Source organism: Streptomyces bottropensis ATCC 25435, from assembly GCF_000383595.1.
GTDB classification, from domain to species: Bacteria; Actinomycetota; Actinomycetes; order Streptomycetales; family Streptomycetaceae; genus Streptomyces; species Streptomyces bottropensis.
In genome coordinates, this window is the sequence record NZ_KB911581.1 from 5,985,315 (window position 1) to 6,010,890 (window position 25,576).

20 protein-coding genes and 1 riboswitch are annotated in these 25,576 nt (G+C 73.5%); of the genes, 15 read left to right on the forward strand and 5 right to left on the reverse strand.

Features of this window, described 5'->3' with window-relative positions; all coding sequences use genetic code 11:
* The first annotated feature begins 16 nt into the window (after positions 1-16).
* The 10 genes from STRBO_RS0126710 (at position 17) to STRBO_RS0126755 (ending at position 10,335) form a co-directional block, all read left to right on the forward strand.
* Positions 17-205 (forward strand): ferredoxin, encoded by a 189-nt coding sequence (locus tag STRBO_RS0126710; RefSeq protein ID WP_005484148.1) that lies wholly within the window; start codon positions 17-19, stop codon positions 203-205.
* A gap of 5 nt (positions 206-210) precedes the next feature.
* Positions 211-1,401, forward strand: coding sequence for an NAD(P)/FAD-dependent oxidoreductase (locus STRBO_RS0126715; RefSeq protein WP_028796863.1), 1,191 nt, complete (start codon positions 211-213; stop codon positions 1,399-1,401).
* 14 nt (positions 1,402-1,415) lie between these two features.
* Positions 1,416-2,228: an acetoacetate decarboxylase family protein gene (locus STRBO_RS0126720; protein ID WP_005484152.1), complete on the forward strand. Its 813-nt coding sequence runs from the start codon at positions 1,416-1,418 to the stop codon at positions 2,226-2,228.
* A gap of 146 nt (positions 2,229-2,374) precedes the next feature.
* Positions 2,375-3,835: an aldehyde dehydrogenase gene (locus tag STRBO_RS0126725; RefSeq protein ID WP_005484153.1), complete on the forward strand. Its 1,461-nt coding sequence runs from the start codon at positions 2,375-2,377 to the stop codon at positions 3,833-3,835.
* A complete protein-coding gene (locus tag STRBO_RS0126730; RefSeq protein ID WP_005484155.1) occupies positions 3,828-4,772 on the forward strand; it encodes a 3,4-dihydroxyphenylacetate 2,3-dioxygenase in 945 nt (314 codons plus the stop codon). Before STRBO_RS0126725 ends, STRBO_RS0126730 begins: the two co-directional genes overlap by 8 nt.
* Before the next feature lie 19 nt (positions 4,773-4,791).
* Complete coding sequence (locus STRBO_RS0126735; RefSeq protein WP_005484156.1) at positions 4,792-5,637, forward strand: fumarylacetoacetate hydrolase family protein; 846 nt, start codon at positions 4,792-4,794, stop codon at positions 5,635-5,637.
* Between the two features lie 57 nt (positions 5,638-5,694).
* A complete protein-coding gene (locus tag STRBO_RS0126740) occupies positions 5,695-6,381 on the forward strand; it encodes a TetR/AcrR family transcriptional regulator (protein ID WP_005484157.1) in 687 nt (228 codons plus the stop codon).
* Positions 6,382-6,574: 193 nt separating this feature from the next.
* On the forward strand, positions 6,575-8,032 hold the full coding sequence (locus STRBO_RS0126745; RefSeq protein ID WP_020115124.1) for an APC family permease: 1,458 nt from the start codon (positions 6,575-6,577) through the stop codon (positions 8,030-8,032).
* A gap of 72 nt (positions 8,033-8,104) precedes the next feature.
* Positions 8,105-9,598: an aldehyde dehydrogenase gene (locus STRBO_RS0126750; RefSeq protein WP_005484159.1), complete on the forward strand. Its 1,494-nt coding sequence runs from the start codon at positions 8,105-8,107 to the stop codon at positions 9,596-9,598.
* Positions 9,595-10,335, forward strand: a complete 741-nt coding sequence (locus tag STRBO_RS0126755; protein WP_005484160.1) for a gamma-glutamyl-gamma-aminobutyrate hydrolase family protein — start codon at positions 9,595-9,597, stop codon at positions 10,333-10,335. The genes STRBO_RS0126750 and STRBO_RS0126755 overlap by 4 nt, the downstream gene beginning before the upstream one ends.
* Here the strand turns inward: STRBO_RS0126755 and cobN are convergent.
* Positions 10,293-13,919, reverse strand: coding sequence for a cobaltochelatase subunit CobN (cobN, locus tag STRBO_RS0126760; protein ID WP_005484161.1), 3,627 nt, complete (start codon positions 13,917-13,919; stop codon positions 10,293-10,295). The two genes, STRBO_RS0126755 and cobN, sit on opposite strands and share 43 nt — an antisense overlap.
* 90 nt (positions 13,920-14,009) lie before the next feature.
* A riboswitch (cobalamin riboswitch) is annotated at positions 14,010-14,085 on the reverse strand.
* A 264-nt stretch (positions 14,086-14,349) separates the two neighbouring features.
* On the opposite strand from cobN, the gene cobG reads away from it, so the two are divergent.
* From cobG to STRBO_RS0126775, 3 genes are all read left to right on the forward strand, one after another.
* Positions 14,350-15,678 carry a precorrin-3B synthase gene (gene cobG, locus STRBO_RS0126765; protein ID WP_005484163.1) on the forward strand — a complete coding sequence of 443 codons (1,329 nt, stop codon included), beginning with the start codon at positions 14,350-14,352 and terminating at the stop codon, positions 15,676-15,678.
* Positions 15,679-15,745: 67 nt separating this feature from the next.
* On the forward strand, positions 15,746-16,378 hold the full coding sequence (locus tag STRBO_RS0126770; RefSeq protein WP_005484164.1) for a precorrin-8X methylmutase: 633 nt from the start codon (positions 15,746-15,748) through the stop codon (positions 16,376-16,378).
* Positions 16,375-17,865 (forward strand): precorrin-2 C(20)-methyltransferase, encoded by a 1,491-nt coding sequence (locus tag STRBO_RS0126775; RefSeq protein WP_005484166.1) that lies wholly within the window; start codon positions 16,375-16,377, stop codon positions 17,863-17,865. The genes STRBO_RS0126770 and STRBO_RS0126775 overlap by 4 nt, the downstream gene beginning before the upstream one ends.
* A 54-nt stretch (positions 17,866-17,919) precedes the next feature.
* Here STRBO_RS0126775 and STRBO_RS0126780 read toward each other — a convergent pair whose 3' ends face one another.
* A complete protein-coding gene (locus tag STRBO_RS0126780; protein WP_005484167.1) occupies positions 17,920-18,666 on the reverse strand; it encodes a cobalt-precorrin-6A reductase in 747 nt (248 codons plus the stop codon).
* A gap of 18 nt (positions 18,667-18,684) precedes the next feature.
* Here STRBO_RS0126780 and STRBO_RS0126785 point away from each other — a divergent pair, with 18 nt between their 5' ends.
* Complete coding sequence (locus STRBO_RS0126785) at positions 18,685-19,836, forward strand: cobalt-precorrin-5B (C(1))-methyltransferase (RefSeq protein WP_005484172.1); 1,152 nt, start codon at positions 18,685-18,687, stop codon at positions 19,834-19,836.
* A 239-nt stretch (positions 19,837-20,075) separates the two neighbouring features.
* On the opposite strand, the gene cobM is transcribed toward STRBO_RS0126785, so the two are convergent.
* The 3 genes from cobM to STRBO_RS0126800 form a co-directional block, all read right to left on the reverse strand.
* On the reverse strand, positions 20,076-20,825 hold the full coding sequence (cobM, locus tag STRBO_RS0126790) for a precorrin-4 C(11)-methyltransferase (protein WP_005484173.1): 750 nt from the start codon (positions 20,823-20,825) through the stop codon (positions 20,076-20,078).
* Entirely contained in the window at positions 20,822-22,108 is a 1,287-nt protein-coding gene (locus tag STRBO_RS0126795) for a bifunctional cobalt-precorrin-7 (C(5))-methyltransferase/cobalt-precorrin-6B (C(15))-methyltransferase (RefSeq protein ID WP_005484174.1), read from the reverse strand. The genes cobM and STRBO_RS0126795 overlap by 4 nt, the downstream gene beginning before the upstream one ends.
* A gap of 129 nt (positions 22,109-22,237) precedes the next feature.
* The gene (locus STRBO_RS0126800) at positions 22,238-22,975 is read right to left on the reverse strand and encodes a polysaccharide lyase family 7 protein (protein ID WP_005484175.1); all 738 of its coding nucleotides are present in this window, start codon (positions 22,973-22,975) and stop codon (positions 22,238-22,240) included.
* A gap of 221 nt (positions 22,976-23,196) precedes the next feature.
* Here STRBO_RS0126800 and STRBO_RS0126805 point away from each other — a divergent pair, with 221 nt between their 5' ends.
* The gene (locus STRBO_RS0126805; RefSeq protein WP_020665616.1) at positions 23,197-25,536 is read left to right on the forward strand and encodes a glycosyl hydrolase family 95 catalytic domain-containing protein; all 2,340 of its coding nucleotides are present in this window, start codon (positions 23,197-23,199) and stop codon (positions 25,534-25,536) included.
* Positions 25,537-25,576 lie beyond the last annotated feature (40 nt).

The following is a 25,576-nucleotide window of genomic DNA, read 5'->3' on the forward strand; positions in this document are numbered from 1 at the left end:
CCCAGGAGGACCGGCCATGAAGGTCGTCGTCGACATGAACAAGTGCCAGGACCACGGACAGTGCGTCTTCGCCGCCCCCGACGTCTTCCAGCTCGACGAGAACGGGCGCCTGGCCTACGTCAGCGACCCCGACGACGCGCTCCTCGACGAGGTCGAGGAAGCCGCCGACGTCTGTCCGCTCCAGGCCATCCGGATCGAGGGCTGAGCGCCATGACAGCACGCGTGGTCGTCGCGGGCGCCTCCCTGGCCGGTCTGCGCGCCGCCGAACAGCTGCGGGCCGCGGGATGGACGGGGCCGGTCACCGTCGTCGGCGACGAGCCGCACATGCCCTACAACCGGCCCCCGCTCTCCAAGGAGGTGCTGGCCGGAAAGGCGCCCTTCGAGTCGCTCGCCCTCCGTCCCCGCGCGAGCGTGGCCGACGTGGAGTGGCGGCTCGGCACCAAGGTCGTCGCCGCGCGCCTCGACGAGCGGACCGTCGCACTGGACGACGGCTCGTCGCTGTCCTACGACGCCCTGGTCGTCGCCACCGGCGTGCGGCCCCGCCGCCTGGACTGCCCCGGCCCGCTCGCCGGGCGCCACACGGTCCGTACGCCGGCCGACGCGCAGGGCCTGCGCGAGGAGCTGACCCGGCCCGGTGCCCGGGTGGTCGTGGTCGGCGCCGGGTTCATCGGCTGCGAGGTCGCCGCCACGGCCGTGGGTCTCGGGGTCGCCGAGGTGACCGTGGTCGATCCGCTGCCGCTGCCCATGGTCGGTCCGCTCGGTGACCTACTCGGACGCGCGCTGCTGCGGCGGCACGAGGAGCGCGGGGTGCGGTTCGCGCTCGGCACGGGTGTCGCCGGTTTCGAGGGCGAGGACCGGGTCACGGGTGTGGTGCTCGGCGACGGGACCGTCCTGCCCGCCGACGTGGTGGTGGAGTCGGTCGGCTCTCTCGCCAACGTCGAGTGGCTGGAGGGCAACGGCCTCGATCTGTCCGACGGCGTGCTCACCTGCGAGCAGCTGCGGGTCGGCGGACGCCCCGAGGTGGTCGCCGTCGGCGATGTGGCCCGCTTCCCCAACGCCCGCTACGACGGCGTGCCCCGCCGCGTCGAGCACTGGTCGATCCCCACGGACACCGCCAAGCACGCGGCGAAGGTCCTCACCGGCGCCGAGTTGCCCCCCTTCGCGCCGCTGCCGACGTTCTGGAGCGACCAGCACGACTTCCGCCTGCAGTCCTTCGGCGCACCGGTCCTCGGCCGGGACGACGTACGGGTCCTGGAGGGCGATCCCGCCGGGGACGTCCTGGCCGGCTACCACCACGGCGGCCGGCTGGTCGGGGTCGTCGCGCTCGGCGGCCCCGCCACCGTGTCCGCCGCCGCCCGCCACCGCGCCGAACTGCTCAAGCAGCCCGCCCTCACCGCGTAAGGATCCCCCTGACCATGACCAGTGTCCGTGGATACTTCCACCCCAAGACCGCGAGCGGTGCCTCGTCGCTGATCCCGTCGCCGCCGTGGCGCTACTCGGGCGATCTGCTCACCGTCGAGTACCGCACCGATCCCGCGCGGGTGCGTGAACTGCTGCCGGAGCCGCTGGAACTGGCCGAGGAGGACCCCGGCGCGGTCGCGCTGATCTGGGCCGACTGGCAGTCCTGCTCGGCTTCGGGCGCGGAACTGCTCGACCCGGTGCTCTCCCAGTACAAGGAGGCCTTCGCCGTCGTCCGCTGCCGGTACAAGGGGCTGACCTACTCGCGGTGCGTCCACATCTGGGTCGACAAGGACTTCGCGATCGCGCGCGGGCTGCACCAGGGGTATCCGAAGAAGCTGGGGTCCATCCACCAGACGCGGCCGCACCCCTTCGGACCCGCCCCGCGGATCGAGGCGGGGGCGCGCTTCGGGGCGACGCTTGCGGCCGCCGACCGGCGGCTCGCGCAGACCGTGGTGACGCTGCGGGAACCGTCGGAGACGAACGGGTTCGTGAACGCCCACCCCATGGCGCACCACCGCTGGCTGCCGTCGATCGAGAAGGGCAAGGGCCTGGCGCTGGACGAGCTGATCGAGACCGGCGCCGCCTCCTTCGAGGGCGGTCAGCCGTGGGTCGGCGAGGCCGAGCTGGAGCTTTTCGAGGCGCCGACCGAGGAGTTGGCCCGCCTGTCGGTCGAGGAGCCGATCGCCGCGTACTACCGGCAGGTCGGGGTCGTCTGGGACGGCGGGCGGCTGCTGGAGTCCGGGCTGTCGGGCGCGCTCGCCGAGTAGAGCCGCCGGTCGCGCGCGGGTCGAGTACAGCCGTCGGCGCGGGCCGTCCGTGGCCGGTCGCGTCCACGCGGCCCACCGCCCGTCGCGACACTCCCGCGCCCCCAGCCGAGCGGGTCCGCACCTCTCCCGAGAAGGAATCCTCTTTCATGTCTGACAAAATCACCGTCGCCGGCGTCTCCGTCGACACCCGGCACTGGATCGGCGGGCGGCGGGTCGCCTCCGCCGAGACCTTCACCGACGTCTCCCCCATCGACGGCCGGGTCCTCGGCGAGATCGCCCGCGCCGGGACCGCCGAGGTCGAGGCCGCCGTCGCGGCCGCCCGTGCGGCGTTCCCCGGCTGGGCCGCCACCTCCCCCGCCGAACGCGCCCGCGTCCTGCACGCCGTCGCCGACGGGGTCGAGAAGCGGATCGAGGAGCTGGCGATCGTCGAGACCAACGACAACGGGGCGCTGCTGCGCTCGCACCGGCGGGGTGTGATGCCGCGCGTGGCGCACAACTTCCGGTTCTTCGCCGACTGGCTGCTCACACTGGCGCACGAGGACTTCGACACGCGCGGGCACACCAACAAGGTGAGCTGGGACCCGGCCGGCCCGTCCGTGCTGATCACGCCGTGGAACGCGCCGCTGATGCTGGCCACCTGGAAGGTCGCCCCGGCCCTGGCCGCCGGCAACACGGTGATCCTCAAGCCCGCCGAGTGGACCCCGCTGACCGCCTCGCTGCTGGCGGACATCGCCGCCGAGGCGGGACTGCCCGCCGGAGTGCTCAACGTCGTGCAGGGGTACGGCTCGGAGATCGGTGACGCGCTCACCTCGCACCCGGACGTGCGGCGGATCAGCTTCACCGGGTCGGTGCCCACGGCCAGGCGGATCGCCGCCTCGGCGGCGCCGAACCTCACCCCGCTCAGCCTCGAACTGGGCGGCAAATCACCGCTGGTGGTCTTCGCGGACGCCGATCTGGACCTGGCCGTGGACCTCGCGGTGGAGCAGTACGACAACGCCGGGCAGGTCTGCCTCGCGGCCACGCGGTTCCTGGTCGAGGAGTCGGTCGCCGAGGAGTTCACCGGTCGGTTCGTGGCGAAGGCGTCGGCGCTGAAGCAGGGCGACCCGCGCGAGGAGGCCACCGACATCGGGCCCAACATCCACCCCCGGCAGCTGGAGAAGATCGACGGCTTCGTGCGGCGGGCCGTGGCCGACGGGGCCCGGGCGGTCATCGGCGGGCACCCCGGGCAGGGGCGGTACTACGCGCCCACCCTGCTCACCGATGTCGCCCAGGACTCGGAGATCGTGCAGGAGGAGGTCTTCGGGCCGGTGCTGACCCTGCAGACCTTCACGGGCGAGGACGAGGCGGTCCGGCTCGCCAACGACACCCGCTTCGGACTGGCCGCCACCCTCGTCACCGGTGACACCGAGCGCGCCGCCCGGGTGACCGAGCGGCTGGTGGCGGGCACGGTGTGGGTGAACTGCTTCTTCGTCCGCGACCTCCAGGCCCCCTTCGGCGGCTCCCGGCACTCCGGGGTCGGCCGCGAGGGCGGCACCTGGAGCTTCGACTTCTACTGCGACGTGAAGAACACCGTGACCGCGCCGAACGGATGGAACAACCATGGGTGAGATCGTCGGGGCGGGGCTCCTCGCCCACGTCCCCACCATCGTCCTGCCGCAGGCCGACCGGCTGGAGCTGAACGAGGGCAGGGAGATCACCCTCGTCACCGGCCTGCGGCAGCTGCGCGAGGACGTCTTCTCCCGCGACGACTACGACACCGTCGTGGTCCTCGACTCGCACTGGGCGACGACCGTCGAGTTCGTGGTCACCGCGCAAGCGCGCCGGGCCGGCCTCTTCACCTCCGAGGAGTTGCCGCGCGGGATGTGCCGGATGCCCTACGACTTCCCCGGCGACCCCGAACTGGCCCGGAACATCGAGCGGTTCGCGGACCGGCACGGCACCTGGATCACCGCGATCGAGGACGAGTACCTGCCGATCTACTACGCCACGATCAACCTGTGGAAGTTCCTCGGCGAGGGTCTGCCCGACAAGCGCTGGGTGACCATCGGCGTCTGCCAGACCGGCGACATGGAGGACCATCTGCGGCTCGGGCGGGCGCTCGCCGACGGCATCGCCGCCACCCCCGGGCGACGGGTCCTGCTCATCGCCTCCGGCGCCCTCTCGCACACCTTCTGGCCGCTGCGCCAGCTGCGCGACCACGAGTCCAGCGACCCGGCGCACATCTTCACACCCGAGGCGCGCGAGGCCGACCGCGAGCGCATCTCCTGGTTCAAGGAGGGCCGGCACGACAAGGTCCTCGACACCATGGACGAGTTCTGGAAGTACAAGCCCGAGGCCAGGTTCTTCCACTACCTGATGATGGCGGGCGCGCTCGGCGAACAGGCCTGTGTCGCCAGGGCCCGGCAGTACGGGGAGTACGAGAACTCCATCGGCACCGGACAGGTGCACCTGTGGTTCGACCGCCCGGCCCACGGCTGGACCGGCGACGACAGCGGCGCCACGTCCACGGCCGCCGGCCCGCACGACCCTCACACCCGCGACTAGCCCCACCCCTGGAGCCCTCATGCCCGAGTACCGCCGCATCCTCCTCGACGGGGCCACCGTCGAGGTCACCGTCGACGGCGACGAACTGGTCGCCGGGGACGGCCGCCGCGTCAAGATCGAGGAGGCCCACCACCTCCCGCCGGTCGTGCCGTCGAAGGTGATCGCCGTCCACCTCAACCACCGCAGCCGCGTGGACGAGTTCCGGATCGATCTGCCGCAGACGCCCACCTACTTCCACAAGCCGACCTCCTCCCTCAACGGCCACCGGGGCGCGATCGTCCGCCCCGACGGCTGCAAGTGGCTCAACTACGAGGGCGAGGTCGCCATCGTCATCGGCAGGACCGCCCGGAACATCGCGCCCGAGGACGCGGGCGCGTACATCGCCGGCTACACGATCGCCAACGACTACGGCCTGCACGACTTCCGTGACACCGACGCCGGTTCGATGCTGCGGGTGAAGGGCTCCGACACCCTGTGCCCGCTCGGCCCCGGGCTCGTCACCGACTGGGACTTCCGTGGCAAGCGGCTGCGGACGTACGTCAACGGCGAGGTCGTCCAGGACGGCACGACGGACGAGATGAAGTGGGACATGCACTACCTCGTCGCCGACATCGCCCGCACGATCACGCTGTACCCGGGTGACGTCCTGCTCTCCGGCACCCCGGCCAACTCCCGGCCCGTCCGGCCCGGCGACGTCGTCGAGGTGGAGGTGGAGGGCCTCGGCCGGCTCACCAACCACGTCGTCACCGGCCCCACCCCGGTCCGCGCCGACGTCGGCGCACAGCCCACCGAGTCCGAGGAAGTCCTGTCCACGGCGCTCGGCGGCGACTGGGAGTTCCGTGGCGTCCGCCCGCCCCGGCGGTGATCCCGGCGGCGAGAGGGGAGGGCGGCGGGCCGGAGGCAGGCGGGTAGGGTCACGCGCATGACCGACTCCGCCGACGTCCCCAAGAGCCGACGGCCGCGCAAGCGCCTCCACTACGGCGAGGGGCGGGAAGCCCTGCTGAACGCCGCCGTACGCGTGGTGGCGCGGGGCGGGCTGCGCCGGCTCACCTACCGGGCCGTCGCGGAGGAGGCGGGGGTCACCCACGGGCTCGTCGTGCACCACTTCGGCTCGCGCGACGCCCTGATCGAGGAGGCCCTCGCCCACACCATCCGCTCCTCGCTCGACACCAGCTCCCTGGAACCGGGCACCGGCGAGGTCGCCGACTTCTCCGTCGGGCTGTCGGAGATGGTCACGGCCGACCCGGACACCCAGGCGTTCCAGTACGAGCTGCTGCTGGAGTCCCGGCGGCGGCCGGAGCTGCTGCCCCAGATCCGCGAGCTGTACGACGAGTACTTCGACGCCGCCCGGCGCGAGCTGGGCCGGATACTGCCGGCCGGCGCCGACAAGGCGCTCGCCCGGCTGGTCTTCGCCGCGCTGGACGGTCTCGTCCTGCACCAGCTCGTCTTCGACGAGCCGGAGGTCACGGAACGGGCCGTGGAGGAGCTGCGCACGCTCCTGCGGCTGCTCCACGCCGACGGCGACGCCTCCGACGACGGCGAGGCCTCCGACGCCTCCGCCACCTCCGACGACCAGGACGCGTACGACGCCGACGAAGCCCGCGCATAGCCGCTGACCTCACCGGTCATGGCCCCGGACGTGCCGCGTCCGGGGCTTTTCGCCATGCCCGTACGGGGCGTGAGAAGCCTGCGGAAAATCTTCACGAGACCCCTTGCCAAACGGATAGTTCGAGCCCACGATGAGGCAATTCGTTTGGGCCTAAACGAACCCCATCCCTCCCCGTCCCCGACAGGTGATCCGAGTGGACAGTCAGACGGCGGTCGCCCCGCACCCCTCGCACGAACCATCCCCGGCAGACAGGCTCAAGCCCGACTCCCTCGGCGTCCTGGGCATCCTCTTCTTCGTCCTGTCCGCCCAGGCCCCACTGACCGGCATCGCCGGAGCCGTGCCCATCGCCGTGGTCATCGGCAACGGGGCCGGCGTCCCCGCCGCCTACATCGCGGCCGGCGTCGTGATCCTGCTGTTCTCCATCGGCTTCGTCACCATGGGCCGCCACGTCGTGGACGCCGGCGCCTTCTACACGTACATCGGCAAGGGCCTGGGCCGCCCGACCGGCTCCGGCAGCGCCGGCGTCGCGCTCTTCGCCTACTGCGCCATCCAGGCCGCGATGTACGGCCTCTACGGCGCCACGGTCAGCGGCCTCGTCGAGACGTACGCCGACGTGCGGATCGCCTGGTGGGTGTGGGCGCTGGTCACCATGGTGGTGGTCCAGGTCCTCGGCGCCGCCGGGATCGAGATGGGCGCCAAGCTGCTGGCGGTGTTCGTCCTGGCGGAGTTCAGCATCCTGATCGCCTTCGCCCTCGTGACCTTCTTCAAGGGCGGCGGACCCGAGGGGCTCGGCCTCGCCGACAGCTTCTCGCCGGACGCGGCGCTCCAGGGCGCTCCCGGGGTGGCGCTGATGTTCGCCGTGGCGTCGATGTTCGGCTTCGAGGCGACCGCCATCTACGGCGAGGAGGCCAAGGAGCCGAGGAAGACGGTCCCGCGCGCCACCTACCTGTCGGTCGCGGTGGTCACCGGCTTCTTCGCCTTCACCTCCTGGATGCTGGTCTCCGCGCACGGCGCCTCCCGGGCGACGGCGGAGGCGGGCAAGGCCCTGGAGAGCGGCGACGCGGCGGGCTGGGTCTTCGCCCCCATCGCGGCGGAGTTCGGCGCGTGGACCGGCGACGTGCTGCCCGTCCTGCTGGCCACCTCGCTGTTCGCCGGGATCCTGGCGTTCCACAACTCCGCCAACCGCTACCTGTTCTCCCTGGGCCGCGAAGGGCTGCTGCCGCGCGGACTGACCTCCCTCAACCGGCGTCACTCCCCCTGGGCGGCCGGCCTCGTCCAGACCGTGATCGCGGCGGGCCTGGTCGTCCCGTTCGCGCTGCTGGGCAAGGATCCCGTGCTGACGCTGTTCTCCTGGTTCAGCGGGGTGGCCGTCCTCGCGATGATGCTCCTGTACTTCCTGACGTCCGTGTCCGTGGTCGTCTTCTTCCGCCGCTCCCGTGCCGACACCCGGCCCTGGAACACGCTGATCGCACCCGTCCTGGGCGCCCTCGGCATCGCCTGGGCGATCTGGCTGATCATCGAGAACTTCACCACGCTCATCGGCGGCGACCCGACCACCGCCGTGTGGCTGCAGCTGACCGTGCCCGCGGTGCTGGCGCTGGGTCTGGGCGCGGCCTGGGTGACCCGGAACCGGCAGCCGGCCACGGACTGATCTCCGCCCGACTCCACCGATTCGAACCCCGCCCACGGAAACCCCGCACACAGAACAGCAAGAGGAGAGCCGATGCCCGCCGCCCTCGCCCACGACGACCTGCTCCGTCGCGCCAAGGAGCTGGCCCTCCCCAGCCGGCACCACATCGACGGGGTGGACGAGCCGGGCGGGGGCGCCTCCTTCGCCGTCGTGTCACCCCGTGACGGTCAGGTCCTCGTCGAGGTCGCCGACGCGCACAGCGCCGAGGTCGACCTGGCCGTGGCCGCCGCCCGCCGCGCCTTCGACTCGGGCCCCTGGCCCCGCCTGGCACCCGCCGACCGAGGCCGGATCCTGCTCCGCGTCGCCGAACTCCTGGACGAACAGCGGGAGAAGCTCGCCCTGACCATCACCCTGGAGATGGGCAAGCCGTTCACGGAGGCGCACGACATCGAGCTGCGCGCCGCGATCACCACCTTCCGCTGGTACGGGCAGCTGGCCGACAAGCTCACCGACGAGTCGCCCCACACCTCCCCCGACGCCCTGGCCCTGGTCACCCGCGAGCCCGCGGGCGTCGTGGGCGCGGTGGTGCCGTGGAACTTCCCCCTGACCCTCGCGAGCTGGAAGGTCGCCCCGGCGCTGGCGGCCGGCTGCACGGTCGTCCTGAAGCCCTCGGAGAACTCCCCGCTGTCCGCCCTGCTGCTGGGCCGGATCGCCACCGAGGCCGGGCTGCCGCCGGGCGTCCTCAACGTCGTCACCGGGGACGGGCCGACGGCCGGGCGGGCGATCGGCCTGCACCCCGATGTGGACGTGCTGGCCTTCACCGGCTCCACGGCGGTGGGCCGGCACTTCCTGCACTACGCCGCCGACTCCAACCTCAAGCGGGTCTGGCTGGAGCTGGGCGGCAAGTCGCCGAACATCATCCTTCCCGACGCCCCCGACCTGGAGAAGGCCGCCGCCACTGCGGCCTGGGGCATCTTCTTCAACCAGGGCGAGATGTGCACCGCCCCCTCCCGGCTCCTGGTGCACTCCTCCGTCGCCGAACGCGTCACCGACGCGATCGTGACCCGTGCCCGGGAGCTGCGTGTCGGCGACCCGCTGGACCCGGCCACCGAGATGGGCGCCCTGGTCCGCGAGGCCCACCTCGAACGGGTCCTCGGCCACATCCGCGCGGGTGTCGACGACGGCGCCCGCCTGCGGGCCGGCGGCGCACGCACGCTGACCGACACCGGCGGCAGCTATCTGCGGCCCACCGTCTTCGACCGGGTCGACCCCGGTATGCGGCTGGCCCGCGAGGAGATCTTCGGCCCCGTGCTGTCCGTCCTCACCTTCGACGACCTCGACGAGGCCGTGACGCTCGCCAACGGCACCGAGTACGGCCTCGCCGCCGGCCTGTGGACCTCCGACCTGTCCACCGCCCACAAGGTCTCGCGCGCGCTGCGGGCCGGCACGGTCTGGGTCAACTGCTACGAGGAGGGGGACCTGACCGTCCCCTTCGGCGGCATGAAGCAGTCGGGCAACGGCCGCGACAAGTCCGCCCACGCCATCGAGAAGTACACCGAGCTGAAGACCACCTGGATCCAGCTGTGACCCGGCCCCTGATAGCCCTGCCCGCCCGTTTCTCCGCCACGACCTCCGCGCTGCGGTACGCCGCCGAGGTCAACGCGCGCGCCCTGATCGAGGCCGTCTGGCGGGCGGGCGGCGAACCCGCGAGCATCCACCCGGCCGAGGGCGACACGGCAGCCCGCCTGGCCCGCTTCGACGGCGTCCTCCTGCCCGGCGGCGGCGACCTCGCACCGCACCGCTACGGCGCGACGGACACCCACGCCAGCGTGTACGACGTGGACGACGTCCAGGACACCTTCGACCTCCGGGTCGCCCGCGCCGCCCTGGAGTCGGGCATCCCGCTGCTGGCGGTCTGCCGGGGCCTCCAGGTCGTCAACGTCGCCCTCGGCGGCACCCTGGAACAGGACATGGGCGGTCCCGAGCGCGAACACCGCCACCTCGTGCACCCGGTGGCGCTCCGGCGCGGCACGCTGCTGGAGCAGGCGACCGGAGCGCGGAAGGCGGAGGCGTCCTGTTACCACCACCAGCGGGTGGACCGGCTGGGCGAGGGGCTGGAGGTCACCGCCCGCGCCGCCGACGGGACGACGGAAGGACTCGAACTCCCCGGCGCCACCGGCTGGTTCACCGCCGTGCAGTGGCACCCCGAGGACACCGCCGAAGAGGACCCCGTGCAGCAGGCCCTCTTCGACGCCCTCGTCCGGGCCGCCGGCGCCCGGCGTCAGTCCTCGCCGCCCTCCAGGTCGCCCTCGGCCTCCAGGTAGACCTGACGCAGCCCCTCCAGCACCGCCGGGTCGGGCTTCTCCCACATGCCGCGCGACTCCGCCTCCAGCAGCCGCTCGGCGATGCCGTGCAGGGCCCAGGGGTTGGCCTGCTGGAGGAACTCGCGGTTGGTCTCGTCGAGGACATAGGTCTCGGTGAGCTTGTCGTACATCCAGTCGGCGATCACGCCCGTGGTGGCGTCGTAGCCGAACAGGTAGTCGACGGTGGCGGCGAGTTCGAAGGCGCCCTTGTAGCCGTGGCGGCGCATCGCCTCGATCCACTTGGGGTTGACCACCCGGGCGCGGAACACCCGGGACGTCTCCTCGACCAGGGTGCGGGTGCGGACCGTCTCGGGGCGGGTGGAGTCGCCGATGTACGCCTCGGGTGCCGTGCCGCGCAGGGCGCGGACGGTGGCCACCATGCCGCCGTGGTACTGGAAGTAGTCGTCGGAGTCGGCGATGTCGTGCTCGCGGGTGTCGGTGTTCTTCGCGGCCACCTCGATCCGCTTGTACGCGCTCTCCATCTCCTCGCGGGCCGGGCGGCCGTCCAGTTCCCGGCCGTAGGCGTAGCCGCCCCACACCGTGTAGACCTCGGCGAGGTCGGCGTCGGTGCGCCAGTCGCGGGAGTCGATGAGCTGGAGCAGTCCGGCGCCGTACGTGCCGGGCCGGGAGCCGAAGATACGGGTGGTGGCCCGGCGTTCGTCGCCGTGGGAGGCGAGGTCGGCCTGGACGTGGGCGCGGACGTGGTTGGCCTCGGCCGGCTCGTCCAGGGACGCGGCGAGGCGTACGGCGTCGTCGAGCAGCCCGATGGTGTGCGGGAACGCGTCGCGGAAGAAGCCCGAGATGCGCAGGGTGACATCGACGCGCGGACGGCCCAGTTCCTCGGCGGGGACGGCCTCCAGGCCGGTCACGCGGCGGGAGGCGTCGTCCCAGACCGGGCGGACGCCGAGCAGGGCGAGCGCCTCGGCCACGTCGTCGCCGGACGTGCGCATGGCGCTGGTGCCCCACAGGGAGAGGCCGACGGAGGTGGGCCATTCACCGTTGTCGGCGCGGTAGCGCTCCAGCAGGGAGTCCGCGAGCGCCTGGCCGGTCTCCCAGGCGAGGCGGGAGGGGACGGCCTTGGGGTCGACGGAGTAGAAGTTGCGGCCCGTCGGCAGGACGTTGACCAGGCCCCGCAGTGGGGAGCCCGAGGGGCCCGCCGGGACGAAGCCGCCGTTCAGGGCGTGGACGACGTGGTGGAGTTCGGCGGTGGTGGCCTTCAGGCGCGGGACGACCTCGCGGGCGGCGAACTCCAGGATGGCCGTGACCTGTTCGCCGTGCTCGTCGGGCACGGAGTCCGGGTCCCAGCCCAGCTCCTCCATCCGCTCGACCAGGGCGCGGGCCTTGGCCTCCGCCTCGTCGGCGGTCGTGCGGGTGGCGGCGGACTCGTCGAGGCCGAGCGCCTCGCGCAGACCGGGCAGGGCGGTGGTACCGCCCCAGATCTGGCGGGCGCGCAGGATGGCGAGGATCAGGTTGACGCGGTCGGCGTCGGCCGGCGGGGTGCCGAGGACGTGCAGACCGTCGCGGATCTGGGCGTCCTTGACCTCGCAGAGCCAGCCGTCGACGTGCAGGAGGAAGTCGTCGAAGCCGTCGTCCTCCGGGCGGTCGTCGAGGCCGAGGTCGTGGTCGAGGCGGGCGGCCTGGATGAGGGTCCAGATCTGGGCGCGGATCGCGGGCAGCTTCGCCGGGTCCATGGAGGAGATCTGGGCGTACTCGTCGAGGAGTTGCTCCAGGCGCGCGATGTCGCCGTAGGAGTCCGCGCGGGCCATCGGCGGGACCAGGTGGTCGACGAGGGTGGCGTGGACGCGGCGCTTGGCCTGGGTGCCCTCGCCGGGGTCGTTGACCAGGAACGGGTAGATCAGGGGCAGGTCGCCGAGGGCGGCGTCGGGGCCGCAGGCGGCGGACAGGCCCGCGTTCTTGCCGGGCAGCCACTCCAGGTTGCCGTGCTTGCCCAGGTGGATCATCGCGTCGGCGCCGAAGCCGCCGTCGTCGGCGCGGGCCGCGATCCAGCGGTAGGCGGCCAGGTAGTGGTGCGAGGGCGGCAGGTCCGGGTCGTGGTAGATCGCGATCGGGTTCTCGCCGAAGCCGCGCGGCGGCTGGATGAGGATCAGCAGGTTGCCGAAGCGCAGGGCCGCGAGGACGATGTCGCCCTCCGGGTTGGCGCTGCGGTCGACGAACATCTCGCCGGGCGCCGGGCCCCAGTGCTCCTCGACGGCCGTGCGCAGTTCCTCGGGGAGCGTGGCGTACCAGCGGCGGTAGTCGGCCGCCGGGATACGGACCGGGTTGCGGGCCAGCTGCTCCTCGGTGAGCCAGTCCTGGTCGTGGCCGCCGGCCTCGATGAGGGCGCGGATCAGCTCGTCGCCGTCGCCGGAGGCCAGGCCGGGTACGTCGGCGCCCCCGAAGTCGTAGCCCTCCTCGCGCAGGCGGCGCAGCAGGGCGACCGCGCTGGCGGGGGTGTCCAGGCCGACCGCGTTGCCGATGCGGGAGTGCTTGGTCGGGTAGGCGGACAGGACGAGCGCGAGGCGCTTGTCGGCGTTGGGGATGTGCCGAAGCCGCGCGTGGCGTACGGCGATGCCGGCGACGCGGGCGGCGCGCTCGGGGTCGGCGACGTAGGCCGGGAGGCCGTCCTCGTCGATCTCCTTGAAGGAGAACGGGACGGTGATCAGGCGGCCGTCGAACTCGGGGACGGCGATCTGGCTGGCCGCGTCGAGCGGGGAGACGCCCTCGTCGCTCTCCTCCCAGGCGGAGCGCGAGCCGGTCAGGCACAGGGCCTGGAGGATCGGTACGTCGAGGCCGGTGAGGGCGCCCGCGTCCCAGGACTCGTCGTCGCCGCCCGCCGACGCCTCGGCGGGCTTGGTGCCGCCCGCGGCGAGCACCGTGGTCACGATGGCGTCGGCGGCGCGGAGTTCCTCGATCAGCTCGGGCTCGGGGGCGCGCAGGGACGCCACGTACAGCGGGAGCGCGCGGGCGCCCGCGTCCTCGATCGCCTCGCACAGGGCGCCCACGAAGGCGGTGTTGCCGCTCATGTGGTGAGCCCGGTAGTAGAGCACGGCGACGGTCGGACCGTCGGTGTCCGCGGCCTCCCGGGGCAGCGGGCCCCACGAGGGGGCGGGCGCGGGCGCGTCGAAGCCGTGGCCGGTGAGCAGGACGGTGTCGGAGAGGAAGCGGGCCAGCTGCTCCAGGTTGGCGGGGCCTCCGTGGGCGAGATAGGCGTGGGCCTCGGCGGCGATGCCGACCGGGACCGTGGAGGCGGCCATCAGCTGGGCGTCGGGGGCCTGTTCACCGGTGAGGACGACGACCGGGCGGCCGTCGGCGAGCAGCAGGTCGAGGCCGTCCTGCCAGGCCCGGATGCCGCCGAGGAGGCGGACGACGACCAGACCGGCGCCGTCGAGGAGGTCCGGCAGGTCCTCCAGCGCGAGCCGGGAGGGGTTGGCGAAGCGGTACGGGACCGGGCCGACGGCCGCGCGGGCGCTGAGCAGGTCGGTGTCGGAGGTCGACAGGAGCAGGACGTGGGGCTGCGTCGAGCGCTCCCCGGGCGATGGCTGCATGCGGCTGCTGGCCTTCCTCGGGGTCCGCGCCCCGGGCGGTGTCGGATCGGAGTCTCCCCTGCTCGGACGGGCCGAGGGGTACGGGGAAGGGAGTTCCTGACTTGCCCGCCCCTCCTGGGACGGACTCACAGTGGCGGGACCGCGCCGGACTCGCACCGGCTTCCTCCCCTAGGGTCTGTCGTCACGTTCCCGTCTGCCCCGCGACGCCTGGCACGCACTCTCGCCGCACCGGGCGAAAGCCCAAGTACGTCCAGTACGAGGTCTTTCGCCCGGCACGCCGAGAGCACGCACCAGACGCCGCGGGGCCGCCCTTCGGGCGACGACGGGAATGTGACGACAGACCCTAGCGCCGTGGTGGCGTCGGCGGACCGGATGATCCGCCAAGCAGCATAGTAAGGGTCGCCTCAAAAGGGCGGAGAGTACGTCCCCGATGCCGGTGGGTATGCTCGCGGCCATGTCCACGCCTCCCGTCCGATCATCGTCCCAGGCCACGGCGGTCACACGGGACCGTGGCGACGCCTGCCCGGGGACGCTGCGGCTGCACGCGGCGGACGACGGGGCGCTGGCCCGGGTCCGGGTGCCCGGTGGGGTGCTGACCGTCCGCCAGGCCGAGGCGCTCGCGGAGGCGACCCGGCGGCTCGGGGACGGTGATCTTCACCTCACCTCACGCGGCAACGTGCAACTGCGGGGGCTCGCCGACGGCTGCGGGGGCGCGCTGGCCGAGGCACTGGACGCGGCCGGGCTGCTCCCCTCCCCCGCGCACGAACGGGTGCGCAACATCGTCGCCTCCCCGCTGTCCGGTCTCGACGGGCGGGGCCTGCGGGACGTACGGCCCTGGCTGTCGGGCCTCGACGATGCACTGTGTGCGAGCGAGGCGGCACGGGAGTTGTCCGGCCGGTTCCTGTTCGCGCTCGACGACGGGCGGGGGGACGTGAGCGGGCTCGACGCCGACGTGACCCTGCGGGCGGAGGCGGACGGCCGCGCGCGCTTGAGCCTCGGCACGGCCGCCGAGGCCCTGTCGGTCTCCGGCGAGGACGCGCCCCGGGCCGCGCTGACGGCCGCCGAGACCTTCCTGGCGGCGGCGCGGGAGGGCGGGTCCCGCGTCTGGCGCGTGGCCGAACTCCCGCTCCCGGACGGGCTGTTCCCCCTGGTCCGGGACCGTCTGGCCGCCACCGGGATCGAGGCGGTGAGCCGGCCGCGTACGGCCACCGGGCCGGGCCCGGCCGAGGGTCCGCCCCCCGGAGCCGTGGGCGAGGCCCTGTCCGTACACGCCCCCCTCGGCCGCCTCACCGCCCCCCAGTGGCGGGAGTTGACCGCTCTCGCGTCCACGACCGCCCGCCGTGAACTGCGGCTGACGCCCTGGCGCGGAGTCGTGGTCCCGGTTCCGGGCCTGGGCGAGGAGCGGGCGGCCGACGCGCTCGCCCGGCTGTCCGGGACCGGTCTCGTCACCGATCCCGCCTCCCCCTGGCTCCGCGTCGGCGCCTGCATCGGGCGGCCCGGCTGCGCCAAGTCCCTGGCGGACGTACGGGCGGACGCGACCACGCACCTCGACGCGGCACGGCACGGCGGCGGCCTGCCCCTGTACTGGTCCGGCTGCGAGCGCCGCTGCGGACATCCCCGGGGCGAACGCGTCGACGTGGTGGCCGTGCCGGACGGTGGCTACCGGCTCTCCCGCACCGCCCCCGGACACGACCCCCGGACCGCGCCCCTGGAGGATGCCTCCCGACTCGCCACCGCCCTGGAGGAGATCACCTCGTAGGCCGCAGACGAGCACGACCCGCACCGACGACACCCGTACGACGACCGAGAGCAGCGAGAAGACCACCGTGACCACCTACGACTACGAGAAGGACGGCCCGGCGATCTACCGGCAGTCCTTCGCCACCATCCGCGCGGAGGCGGACCTCGCGGCCCTGCCCGCCGACGTCAGCCAGGTCGCGGTACGGATGATCCACGCCTGCGGAATGGTCGACCTCGTACGGGACCTGGCGTACACCCCCGACGTGGTGGCACGCGCCCGCGAGGCCCTGCGTGCCGGGGCACCGATCTTCACCGACGTCAAGATGGTGGCCAGCGGGGTGACCCGCAAGCGGCTGCCCGCCGACAACGACGTGCTGTGCACGCTCTCCGCCCCGGGCGTGCCCGAACTGGCGGCGAAGCTCGGCACCACGCGCAGCGCCGCCGCGCTGGAGCTGTGGCGGGACCGGCTGGAGGGGTCGGTCGTGGCGGTCGGCAACGCGCCCACCGCGCTGTTCCGGCTGCTGGAGATGATCGAGGAGGGCGCGCCCCGGCCCGCCGCCGTCATCGGCGTGCCGGTCGGGTTCGTGGGCGCCGCCGAGTCCAAGGACGCGCTCGCCGCGCACCCCTCGGGCCTGGAGCACATCGTCGTACGCGGCCGGCGGGGCGGAAGCGCCATCGCCGCCGCCGCGCTCAACGCGATCGCGAGTGAGGAAGAGTGAGCGGCAAGCTGTACGGGGTCGGGCTCGGCCCCGGGGACCCGTCCCTGATGACCGTCCGGGCCGTCGAGGTGATCTCCGAGGCGGATGTGATCGCGTATCACAGCGCCCGGCACGGCCGTTCCATCGCGCGCTCGATCGCCGCGAAGCACCTGCGCGCCGACCACATCGAGGAGCGACTGGTCTACCCGCTGACGACGGAGACCACCGACCACCCGGGCGGCTACAAGGGCGCGATGGAGGAGTTCTACGCGCAGGCGTCGGCCCGGCTGGCCGCGCATCTCGACGCGGGCCGCACGGTCGCGGTCCTCGCGGAGGGCGACCCGCTCTTCTACGGCTCCTACATGCACATGCACAAGCGGCTCGTGGACCGCTACGACACCGAGGTCGTCCCCGGTGTCACCTCCGTGTCGGCCGCCGCCGCCCGGCTGGGCACACCGCTCGTCGAGGGCGAGGAGGTGCTGACCATCCTGCCGGGCACCCTGCCCGAGGAGGAGCTGACCGCACGGCTCGCCGCGACCGACGTGGCCGTGGTGATGAAGCTGGGGCGGACCTTCACCAAGGTCCGCGGCGCGCTGGAGAGTTCGGGCCGGCTCGGCGAGGCCCGCTATGTCGAGCGGGCCACCATGCCCGGGGAACGCATCGGCGAACTGGCGGACGTGGACCCGGAGTCGGTGCCGTACTTCTCGGTGGCCGTGCTGCCCAGCCAGGTCGACACCGAGCGGCCCGAGGCCCGGGAGCGGGGCGAGGTCGTCGTGGTCGGCACCGGGCCCGCCGGGCCGCTGTGGCTGACGCCGGAGACGCGGGGCGCGCTCGCCGCCGCCGACGACCTGGTCGGCTACACCACCTACCTGGACCGGGTGCCCCGGCGCGCGGGGCAGGTACGGCACGGCTCGGACAACCGGGTCGAGTCGGAGCGCGCCGAGTTCGCCCTCGATCTGGCCCGGCGCGGGCGGCGGGTCGCGGTCGTCTCCGGGGGCGACCCGGGGGTCTTCGCCATGGCGACGGCCGTGCTGGAGGTCGCCGCGCAGGAGGAGTACGCGGACGTGCCGGTGCGCGTGCTGCCGGGGGTGACCGCCGCCAACGCGGCCGCCGCCCGCGCGGGCGCCCCGCTCGGCCACGACTACGCCACGCTCTCCCTCTCCGACCGGCTCAAGCCCTGGGAGGTCATCGCCGAGCGGCTGCGGGCGGCGGCCTCGGCGGACCTGGTGCTGGCCCTGTACAACCCGGGCTCGCGCAGCCGTACCTGGCAGGTGGGCAAGGCGCGTGAGCTGCTGCTGGAGCACAGGGCTCCGGACACCCCGGTGGTGGTCGCCCGGGACGTGGGCGGCTCCGGCGAGTGCGTACGGATCGTACGGCTGGCCGACCTGGACCCGGCCGAGGTCGACATGCGGACCATTCTGCTGGTCGGCTCCTCGCAGACGCGGATGGTCCGGCGCGGGGACGGAGAGCAGATCGTGTGGACGCCCCGCCGGTACCCGGAGGCGTGAGCGGAGGGGAAGCGCGGGCGTGAGCGGGGCGAAGGCCCGTGCGGCGGTCGGGGGTCAGCGGGCGTGGAGGCGCTCGCCCACCCAGCGGGCCGCGGCCTCCGGGTCCGGCACCACGCTGACGCCCTCGGGCGCGGGGGGCCTGCGCACCACGACCACGGGCACCCCGGCCTCCCGGGCGGCGGTCAGCTTCGGCGCGGTCGCGGCACCTCCGCTGTCCTTCGTCACGACGACGTCGACGCGATGGTGCCGCAGGAGGTCCCGCTCCCCGTCGAGGGTGAAGGGGCCCCGGTCGAGCAGTACCTCCGTCCGGGCCGGGTACGGGGCCTCGGGCGGGTCCACGGACCGGACGAGGAACCACAGGTCGTCCAGGGCGGCGAACGCGGCCAGGCCCATGCGCCCGGTGGTGAGGAACACGCGGCGCCCGAGCGTGGGCAGCAGCCGCGCCGCCTCCGCCAGTGAGCCGACGTCGTGCCAGTCGTCGCCGGTGGCCGGGACCCAGCCGGGCCGGCGCAGCGCGAGCAGGGGAACATGGGTGGTGGCGGCAGCCCGTGCCGCGTGGAAACTCATGGTCCCGGCGAAAGGATGGGTGGCGTCGATGAGCGCGTCCACCCGGTGCTCGCGCAGCCAGGCGGCCAGCCCCTCGGCCCCGCCGAAGCCGCCGACGCGGACCTCGCCCGGGGGCAGCCGGGGGCTCGCCACCCGTCCGGCGAGGGAGCTGGTCAGCCGCAGGCCCGGGGTGCCGTGCAGCAGTTCGGCCAGGCGGCGGGCCTCCGTGGTTCCGCCGAGTATCAGTACGTGCATGGAAGTCCGGGTCCGATCATGAGCAGTGACGAGAAGCAGCGTGCCGACGGGGGCGGGGGTGCGGCGAAGGGCGGTCGCGCGGCCCAACTCAAGCACACCGGTCTGCGGCCCGGCTGGACCACCGGCGCCTGTGCGACGGCCGCCACGACGGCGGCGTACACCGCGCTGCTGACCGGCGAGTTCCCCGACCCGGTGACCATCACCCTGCCGAGGGGGCAGAGGCCGTCGTTCGCGCTGGCCGTGGAGGAGCTGACCGGCGAGAGCGCGACGGCGGGGATCGTGAAGGACGCGGGCGACGACCCGGACGTCACGCACGGCGCGCTGGTCCGGGTCACCGTACGGCGACTGCCCGCCGGGGCGGGGGTGGTCTTCCGGGCCGGTCCCGGGGTCGGGACGGTCACCCGTCCGGGTCTGCCCCTGCCCGTCGGGGAACCGGCCGTGAACCCGGTCCCCCGACAGATGATGCGGGACCACGTCGCCGAGGTCGCGGCCCGGCACGGCGGCACGGGCGACGTCGAGATCACCGTCGGCGTCGACCACGGCGAGGAGATCGCCCGCTCCACCTGGAACCCGCGCCTGGGCATCCTCGGCGGGCTGTCCATCCTGGGGACGACCGGGATCGTCGTCCCGTACTCCTGCTCGGCGTGGATCGACTCCATCCGGCGGGGCGTCGACGTGGCGCGGGCGGCCGGGCGTACGCATCTCGCCGGGTGCACGGGGTCGACGTCGGAGAAGACGGTCGTCGCCGCGTACGCGCTGCCCGAGGACGCTCTGCTGGACATGGGTGACTTCGCGGGCGCGGTCCTCAAGTACGTGCGCCGCCACCCCGTGGAGCGGCTGACGATCTGCGGTGGTTTCGCCAAGCTCTCCAAGCTCGCCGCCGGCCATCTCGACCTGCACTCCGCCCGCTCCCAGGTCGACAAGGGCTTCCTCGCGGACCTCGCCCGACGCGGTGGCGCGGACGAGGCGCTGGCCGCCGAGGTGGCCGGGGCCAACACCGGGCTCGCCGCGCTCCAGCTGTGCGCGGCGGCCGGGGTGCCGCTCGGCGACCTGGTCGCGGTGGCGGCGCGCGACGAGGCCCTGTCCGTGCTGCGGGGCGCGCCCGTCGCGGTCGACGTCATCTGCATCGACCGCGCGGGGGCGATCGTGGGCCGCAGCGAGGTCCGCTGAGTGCGGGGGCCGGCTCGGGTGCGTCGTCGGGTGCGGGTCCGGTGGGGCTTCTCGCGCAGTTCCCCGCGCCCCCGAAAAGCAGGGGCTGCGCCCCATGCTTTTCGAGCCCGAAGGGCCGTCGCTCCCAGGCCCGCAGGGCCGTGTCCTTCAGGCCCGCAGGGCCTGGGCTTCCAGGGGCGCGGGGAACTGCGTGACCAGCCCCCACTCACCCGCACCCGACAACGCACCCACCCCGCCCGTCAACACCCGTGCCGGTCCCGCTCCGGCGAGTACAGGTGGCTGTCCCGGAACTGCTCCGCCCCCAGCGTCCGCCCGACCATGATCACAGCCGTACGCAGCACACCCGCCGCCTTCACCTGCCCGGCGATCTCCTCCAACGTCCCCCGGAGGATCAGCTCGTCGGGCCGCGAGGCATACGCGACGACCGCGACAGGACAGTCCGCCCCGTAGTGCGGCACAAGCTCCTCGACGACCCGGTCCACGTACCGCGCCGCCAGGTGCAGCACGATCAGCGCCCCGCTCCGGCCGAGCGTGGCCAGATCCTCACCCGCCGGCATGGCCGTGGCCCGCTGCGCGATCCGCGTGAGGATGACGGTCTGCCCGACCGTGGGCACGGTCAGCTCCCGCTTCAGCGCCGCCGCCGCCGCGGCGAACGCGGGCACCCCCGGCACCACCTCGTACGGCACTCCCGCCGCGTCCAGCCGCCGCATCTGCTCGGCGACCGCGCTGAACACGGACGGGTCCCCCGAGTGCAGCCGGGCCACGTCGTGACCCTCCTCGTGCGCGCGCACCAGCTCGGCGGTGATCTGGTCCAGGTCCAGCCGGGCGGTGTCCACCAGCCGCGCGTCCGGCGGGCATTGGGCCAGCAGGTCGATCGGGACGAGGCTGCCCGCGTACAGGCAGACCCCGCAGGCGGCGAGCCTGCGGGCGCCCCGGACCGTGATCAGGTCGGCGGCACCGGGGCCGGCGCCGATGAAGTACACGGTCATCTGTCTGCTCCCGAAGTGGTGTCGGCGGTGTCGGCGGTGTCGAGGGGGGGCTTGCGTACGGCCCACTGGGTCACCGGCATCGCCTGCCGCCATCCGGTGAAGCCGCCCACGGGCACGGCGTGCGCCACGGAGAGCCGCACCAGCTCCCCGCCGTGGCGGCGGTGGGCGGCGGCGAGGACGGCCTCGGACTCCAGCGTCACGGTGTTGGCGACCAGCCGCCCGCCCACCGGCAGGGCCTGCCGGCAGGCGTCGAGGAGGCCGGGCGCGGTGAGCCCGCCGCCGATGAACACGGCGTCGGGCGGCGGCAGTTCGGCCAGGGCGGCGGGCGCGGCCCCGGTGACGACCCGCAGGCCGGGCACGCCGAGCCGGTCGGCGTTGCGGGTGATGCGTGCGGCGCGGACCGGGTCGCGTTCGACGGTCAGCGCCCGGCACGAGGGGTGCGTGCGCATCCACTCGATCGCGATCGAGCCCGAGCCGCCGCCGATGTCCCAGAGGAGTTCGCCGGGTGCCGGGGCCAGCGCGGCCAGCGTGGCGGCGCGCACGTACCGCTTGGTGAGCTGCCCGTCGTGCTCGTACGCCTCGTCGGGGAGGCCGGGCCCGGCACCGAGGCGGAGAGCGTCCGGGGCCCGTCGGCATTCGACGGCGACGATGTTGAGGGGGTCGCCGGGCGGGTGCGCGGGCTCCCAGTCGTCGGCGGTGGTCTCCTCGCCCGTCCGTTCCCTCTCGCCGCCGAGCTGTTCCAGGACCCGCATCCGGCTCGGTCCGAAGCCCCGGTCCCGCAGCAGGGCCGCGACCTCGGCGGGTGTGCCGGCGTCCGCGCTGAGCACGAGGAGCCGTCGGCCGTCGTGCAGGGCGGCGGCCAGGCGGGCGGCGGGCCGGCCGACGAGCGTGACGACCTCGGCGTCCTCCAGCGGCCAGCCGAGGCGGGCGGCGGCGTAGGAGACGGAGGAGGGGTGCGGCAGGACGCGCAGCCGGTCGCCGGCCTCCTCGGCGAGGGCGCGGCCGATGCCGTAGAACATGGGGTCGCCGCTGGCCAGTACGGCGATCCGACGGCCGGAGTGCGCGGCGAGCAGGGCGGGGACCGCGGGCCGCAGGGGCGAGGGCCAGGTGATCCGCTCGCCCGCGCACTCCGGCGGCAGCAGGTCGAGCTGCCGGGGGGCACCGATCAGGACCCCGGCCTCGCGCAGCGCCGCTCGGGAGGCGTCGGGGAGGCCGCGCCAGCCGTCGGCGCCGAGCCCGACGACGGTGACGGCGTACGGCGGTCCTGGTCGTGCGGGGGTCACTGCGCGGTACCTCGGGCGGATCGGGGGCGGTTCTCGGTAACGACAGAGGCGCACTCTACTGGGCGGTGACCTGCGCACCCGTGCCCGGGTGCGCGGGAGCCGGCCGCCGCGCTCCCGCGCCGGGCCCGGTCAGCGGGTCCAGTGGGTGATGTCGCGGAAGCGGGCCTCGGCGCGGCCGGAGCCGTGGTGGTAGACGCCGTTCTTGAAGTAGCGGGTGGCGGGGCCGCGGTCGGCGACCGTGAGGACGAGGGAGTTGTCGAGATAGACCTTGATGGTGCCGGTTCCGCTGCCCGCCTCGTGGGCGATCTTCACGTTGAACCAGGTGTCGTAGGCGTCGGTCTTGAGGACCGTGCCGTCGTAGCGGCGCACGGTGCCGCCGCCGGTGTCGTGGACGTTGAGCATGATGTCCGTGGCCGGGGTGCCCGAGGGGCGTCGGGTCCGCAGGATCTGGACGAAGGACGCGCGGTCGGCACCGGCCGGAAGGTAGACGTCGGCGTCCCACATGCGATCGCCGGTGGTGTAGTCGTTCTTCCAGCGCATCTCCGTGCGCGGGCCGGTGGAGCTGCCCTGCTCGAAGGGCTCGTCGGTGGCGTACACCCACATGCGGTGGACGCCCCCGGTGTGGCTGTGGCGGTCGCTCAGGTCGAGGTTCCAGGGCTTGTGCCAGCTGTACGTGAACGCGGTCCGGGTCCAGCCGTCGGTCGGGTCGGCGGCCGGGACGGCAGTGGGGACGGTTCTCGTTGGCGTGGTCGGGGCGGCAGCGGGGGGCGTGGTCGGGACGGCAGTCGGGTCGGCGGCGGGGGCGGCGGCGACCGTGCCGCCGGCCAGCAGACCCGCTCCCGCCCGCAGGACGGTTCGTCTCTTCATCAGCCTTGTCCTTCCGCGACAGGAAACATCGGAGGAGTGCAAACGTCTGGACCAGGTGCCAGAGTGAGCATGGAGGCCAATTCCCCGGCGAGACAGGCTAATTCAGGCCCATGTTGGGCAGGATCTCGCCACCGGCCGACCCATTGACAGACCCCTCAGCCCTGCCTAGGTTCGCCGATACACCCGATGTATCGATGATCCGTCAGGTATGGAGGACGATGATGACCTCGCAGTCGGGGAAGCACTCCCCCCTGCCCCGCCGTGCCGTGATCGGCACCGCGCTGGGCGGCGCGGCAGCGGCGGCCCTGCCCGGGACGGCCCATGCCGGACCGGCCTTACCGACGGCGGCACCGGCCACCGGAACCGACGCGCCGGCCGCCCCGGGGAGCAGACGCCCCTGGCAACTCCGCGACACCATGACCACCGACCGCTCCTGGGACCGGTTCCTACGGGAGCAGGACCTGCGCTGGAGCAGACTGCCCACCCGCTGGTACGAGGGCCCGTTCCTCGGCGACGGGCTGCTCGGCAGCATGATCTACCAGGAACCGGACGCCAACCGGATCCGTTTCACCGTCCAGCACGGCCGCGTCCAGGACCACCGGCCCGAGTTCGGCAGCGGCTGGGGCACCTGCCGGCTGCCGGTCGGCCACCTCACGCTCGACCCGGTCGGCACCATCACCGCCGTCGACTGGCGGCTGAGCCTGTGGAACGCCGAGCTGACCGGCACCGTGACCACCACCGCCGGCACCCTCACCCTCTCCGCCCTCGTCCACGACGAGGTGCTGGCCACCCGCGTGACGGCGGCCGGCGGCGAACGCGCCGTCTGGACCTTCCACCCCGAGGAGGCCGTCAGCCCCCGGAGGATCAGCGAGGCCCCGCCCGCCGGCTACACCGCCCACCCGCCCTGGACGACCCGGACCACCGCCGACGGCACCGAGCAGGTGCTCCAGCCGCTCGTCGGCGGCCAGACCGCCACCGCCTACCGCCGCGACGGCGACGAACTGCTGCTCGCCGTCGGCCACAGCGCCCCCTCCACGACCGCCGCCGAGGCCGACTCGCTACGGCACCTCCGGCGCGCCAAGTCCTACAGCACCCTTCGCCGGCGGCACCGCGACTGGTGGCACGCCTTCTACCCCAAGAGCTTCGTCTCGTTCCCCGACGAACGGCTGCAGAGCTTCCACTGGATCCAGCTCTACAAGGTCGCCTCCGCCAGCCGCGCGGGCGGCCCCGTCATGGCCACCTGCGGCCCCTGGCTGGAACCGACCCCGTGGCCGGCGGTGTGGTGGAACCTCAACGTCCAGCTGGAGTACTGGCTCGTCCACGGCTCCAACCACCTGGAACTCGACTCGCTCGCCACCACCGTGCGCCAGAACCAGGAACAGCTCATCGCCAACGTGCCGGCCGCCTACCGCACGGACAGCTCCGGTGTCGGCCGCAGCTCGGACATGTTCGCCACCCGGAACGTGGGCCGACCGGGCACCGGCGCCGAGGTGGGCGACCTCACCTGGGCGCTGCACAACGTGTGGCTGACCTACCGGCACTCCATGGACAAGGCCCTGCTGCGCGACACGGTCTTCCCGGTGCTGCGCCGGGCGATCAACTACTACCTGCACTTCCTCACCCCGGGCAGCGACGGCAGGCTGCATCTGCCGAGCACGCTCTCCCCCGAGTATCCGGTCGTGCCGCCGCAGGACACCAACTACGACCTGGCCCTCATCCGCTGGGGCTGCCGCACGCTCATCGATTCCGCCGAACTCCTCGGTGTGGACGACGAGTTGATCCCGCGCTGGCAGGAGGTGCTGACCCGGCTCACCCCGTACCCGGTCGACGACGACGGCTTCATGATCGGCGCCGACACCCCGTACGCGCAGTCCCACCGGCACTACTCGCATCTGCTGATGGTGTACCCGCTGTACCTCGTCAACTGGGAGCAGCCCGAGAACCGTGACCTGATCACCAGGTCGGTCGTCCACTGGCACGCGCTGCCCAGCGCCCACCGGGGCTACAGCTACACGGGAGCCGCGTCGATGTACGCGATGACCGGCGACGGCGACACCGCGATCAGCTATCTGCGGAAGTTCTTCGACCCCACCACCCGCTACCCCTGCCGGCCCAACACCCATTACACAGAGGCCGGCCCGGTGATCGAGACACCGCTGTCCGCCTCGCAGTCGCTGCACGACATGTTCTGCCAGAGCTGGGGCGGCGTGATCCGCGTCTTCCCCGCCGTCCCCTCCGCCTGGGCTGACGTGACCCTGCACGACTTCCGCACCCAGGGGGCCTTCCTGGTCAGCGCCGTCCGCAGGGCGGGGACGACCCGGTTCATCCGGATCAGGAGCCTGGCCGGTGAACCGCTGAAGCTGCGGCACGGGCTCGCCGGCCGCCTCACCGTCCTCCTCGACGACGGCACCCCGGCCCGCACCGACGACCTGGGCGACGGCACCCTCGCCATCGACCTGCCCAAGGGCCGCGAGGTGCTCGTCCACTCCGGCTCCCGGCCCGACCTCGTCATCGAGCCGGTCGCCGTCAGCGAGCCGGGTGCCGCCTGGGGACTGCCGTAGCAGCCACCGTCCGAGGGCCACGTACACAGCAACAGGGAGG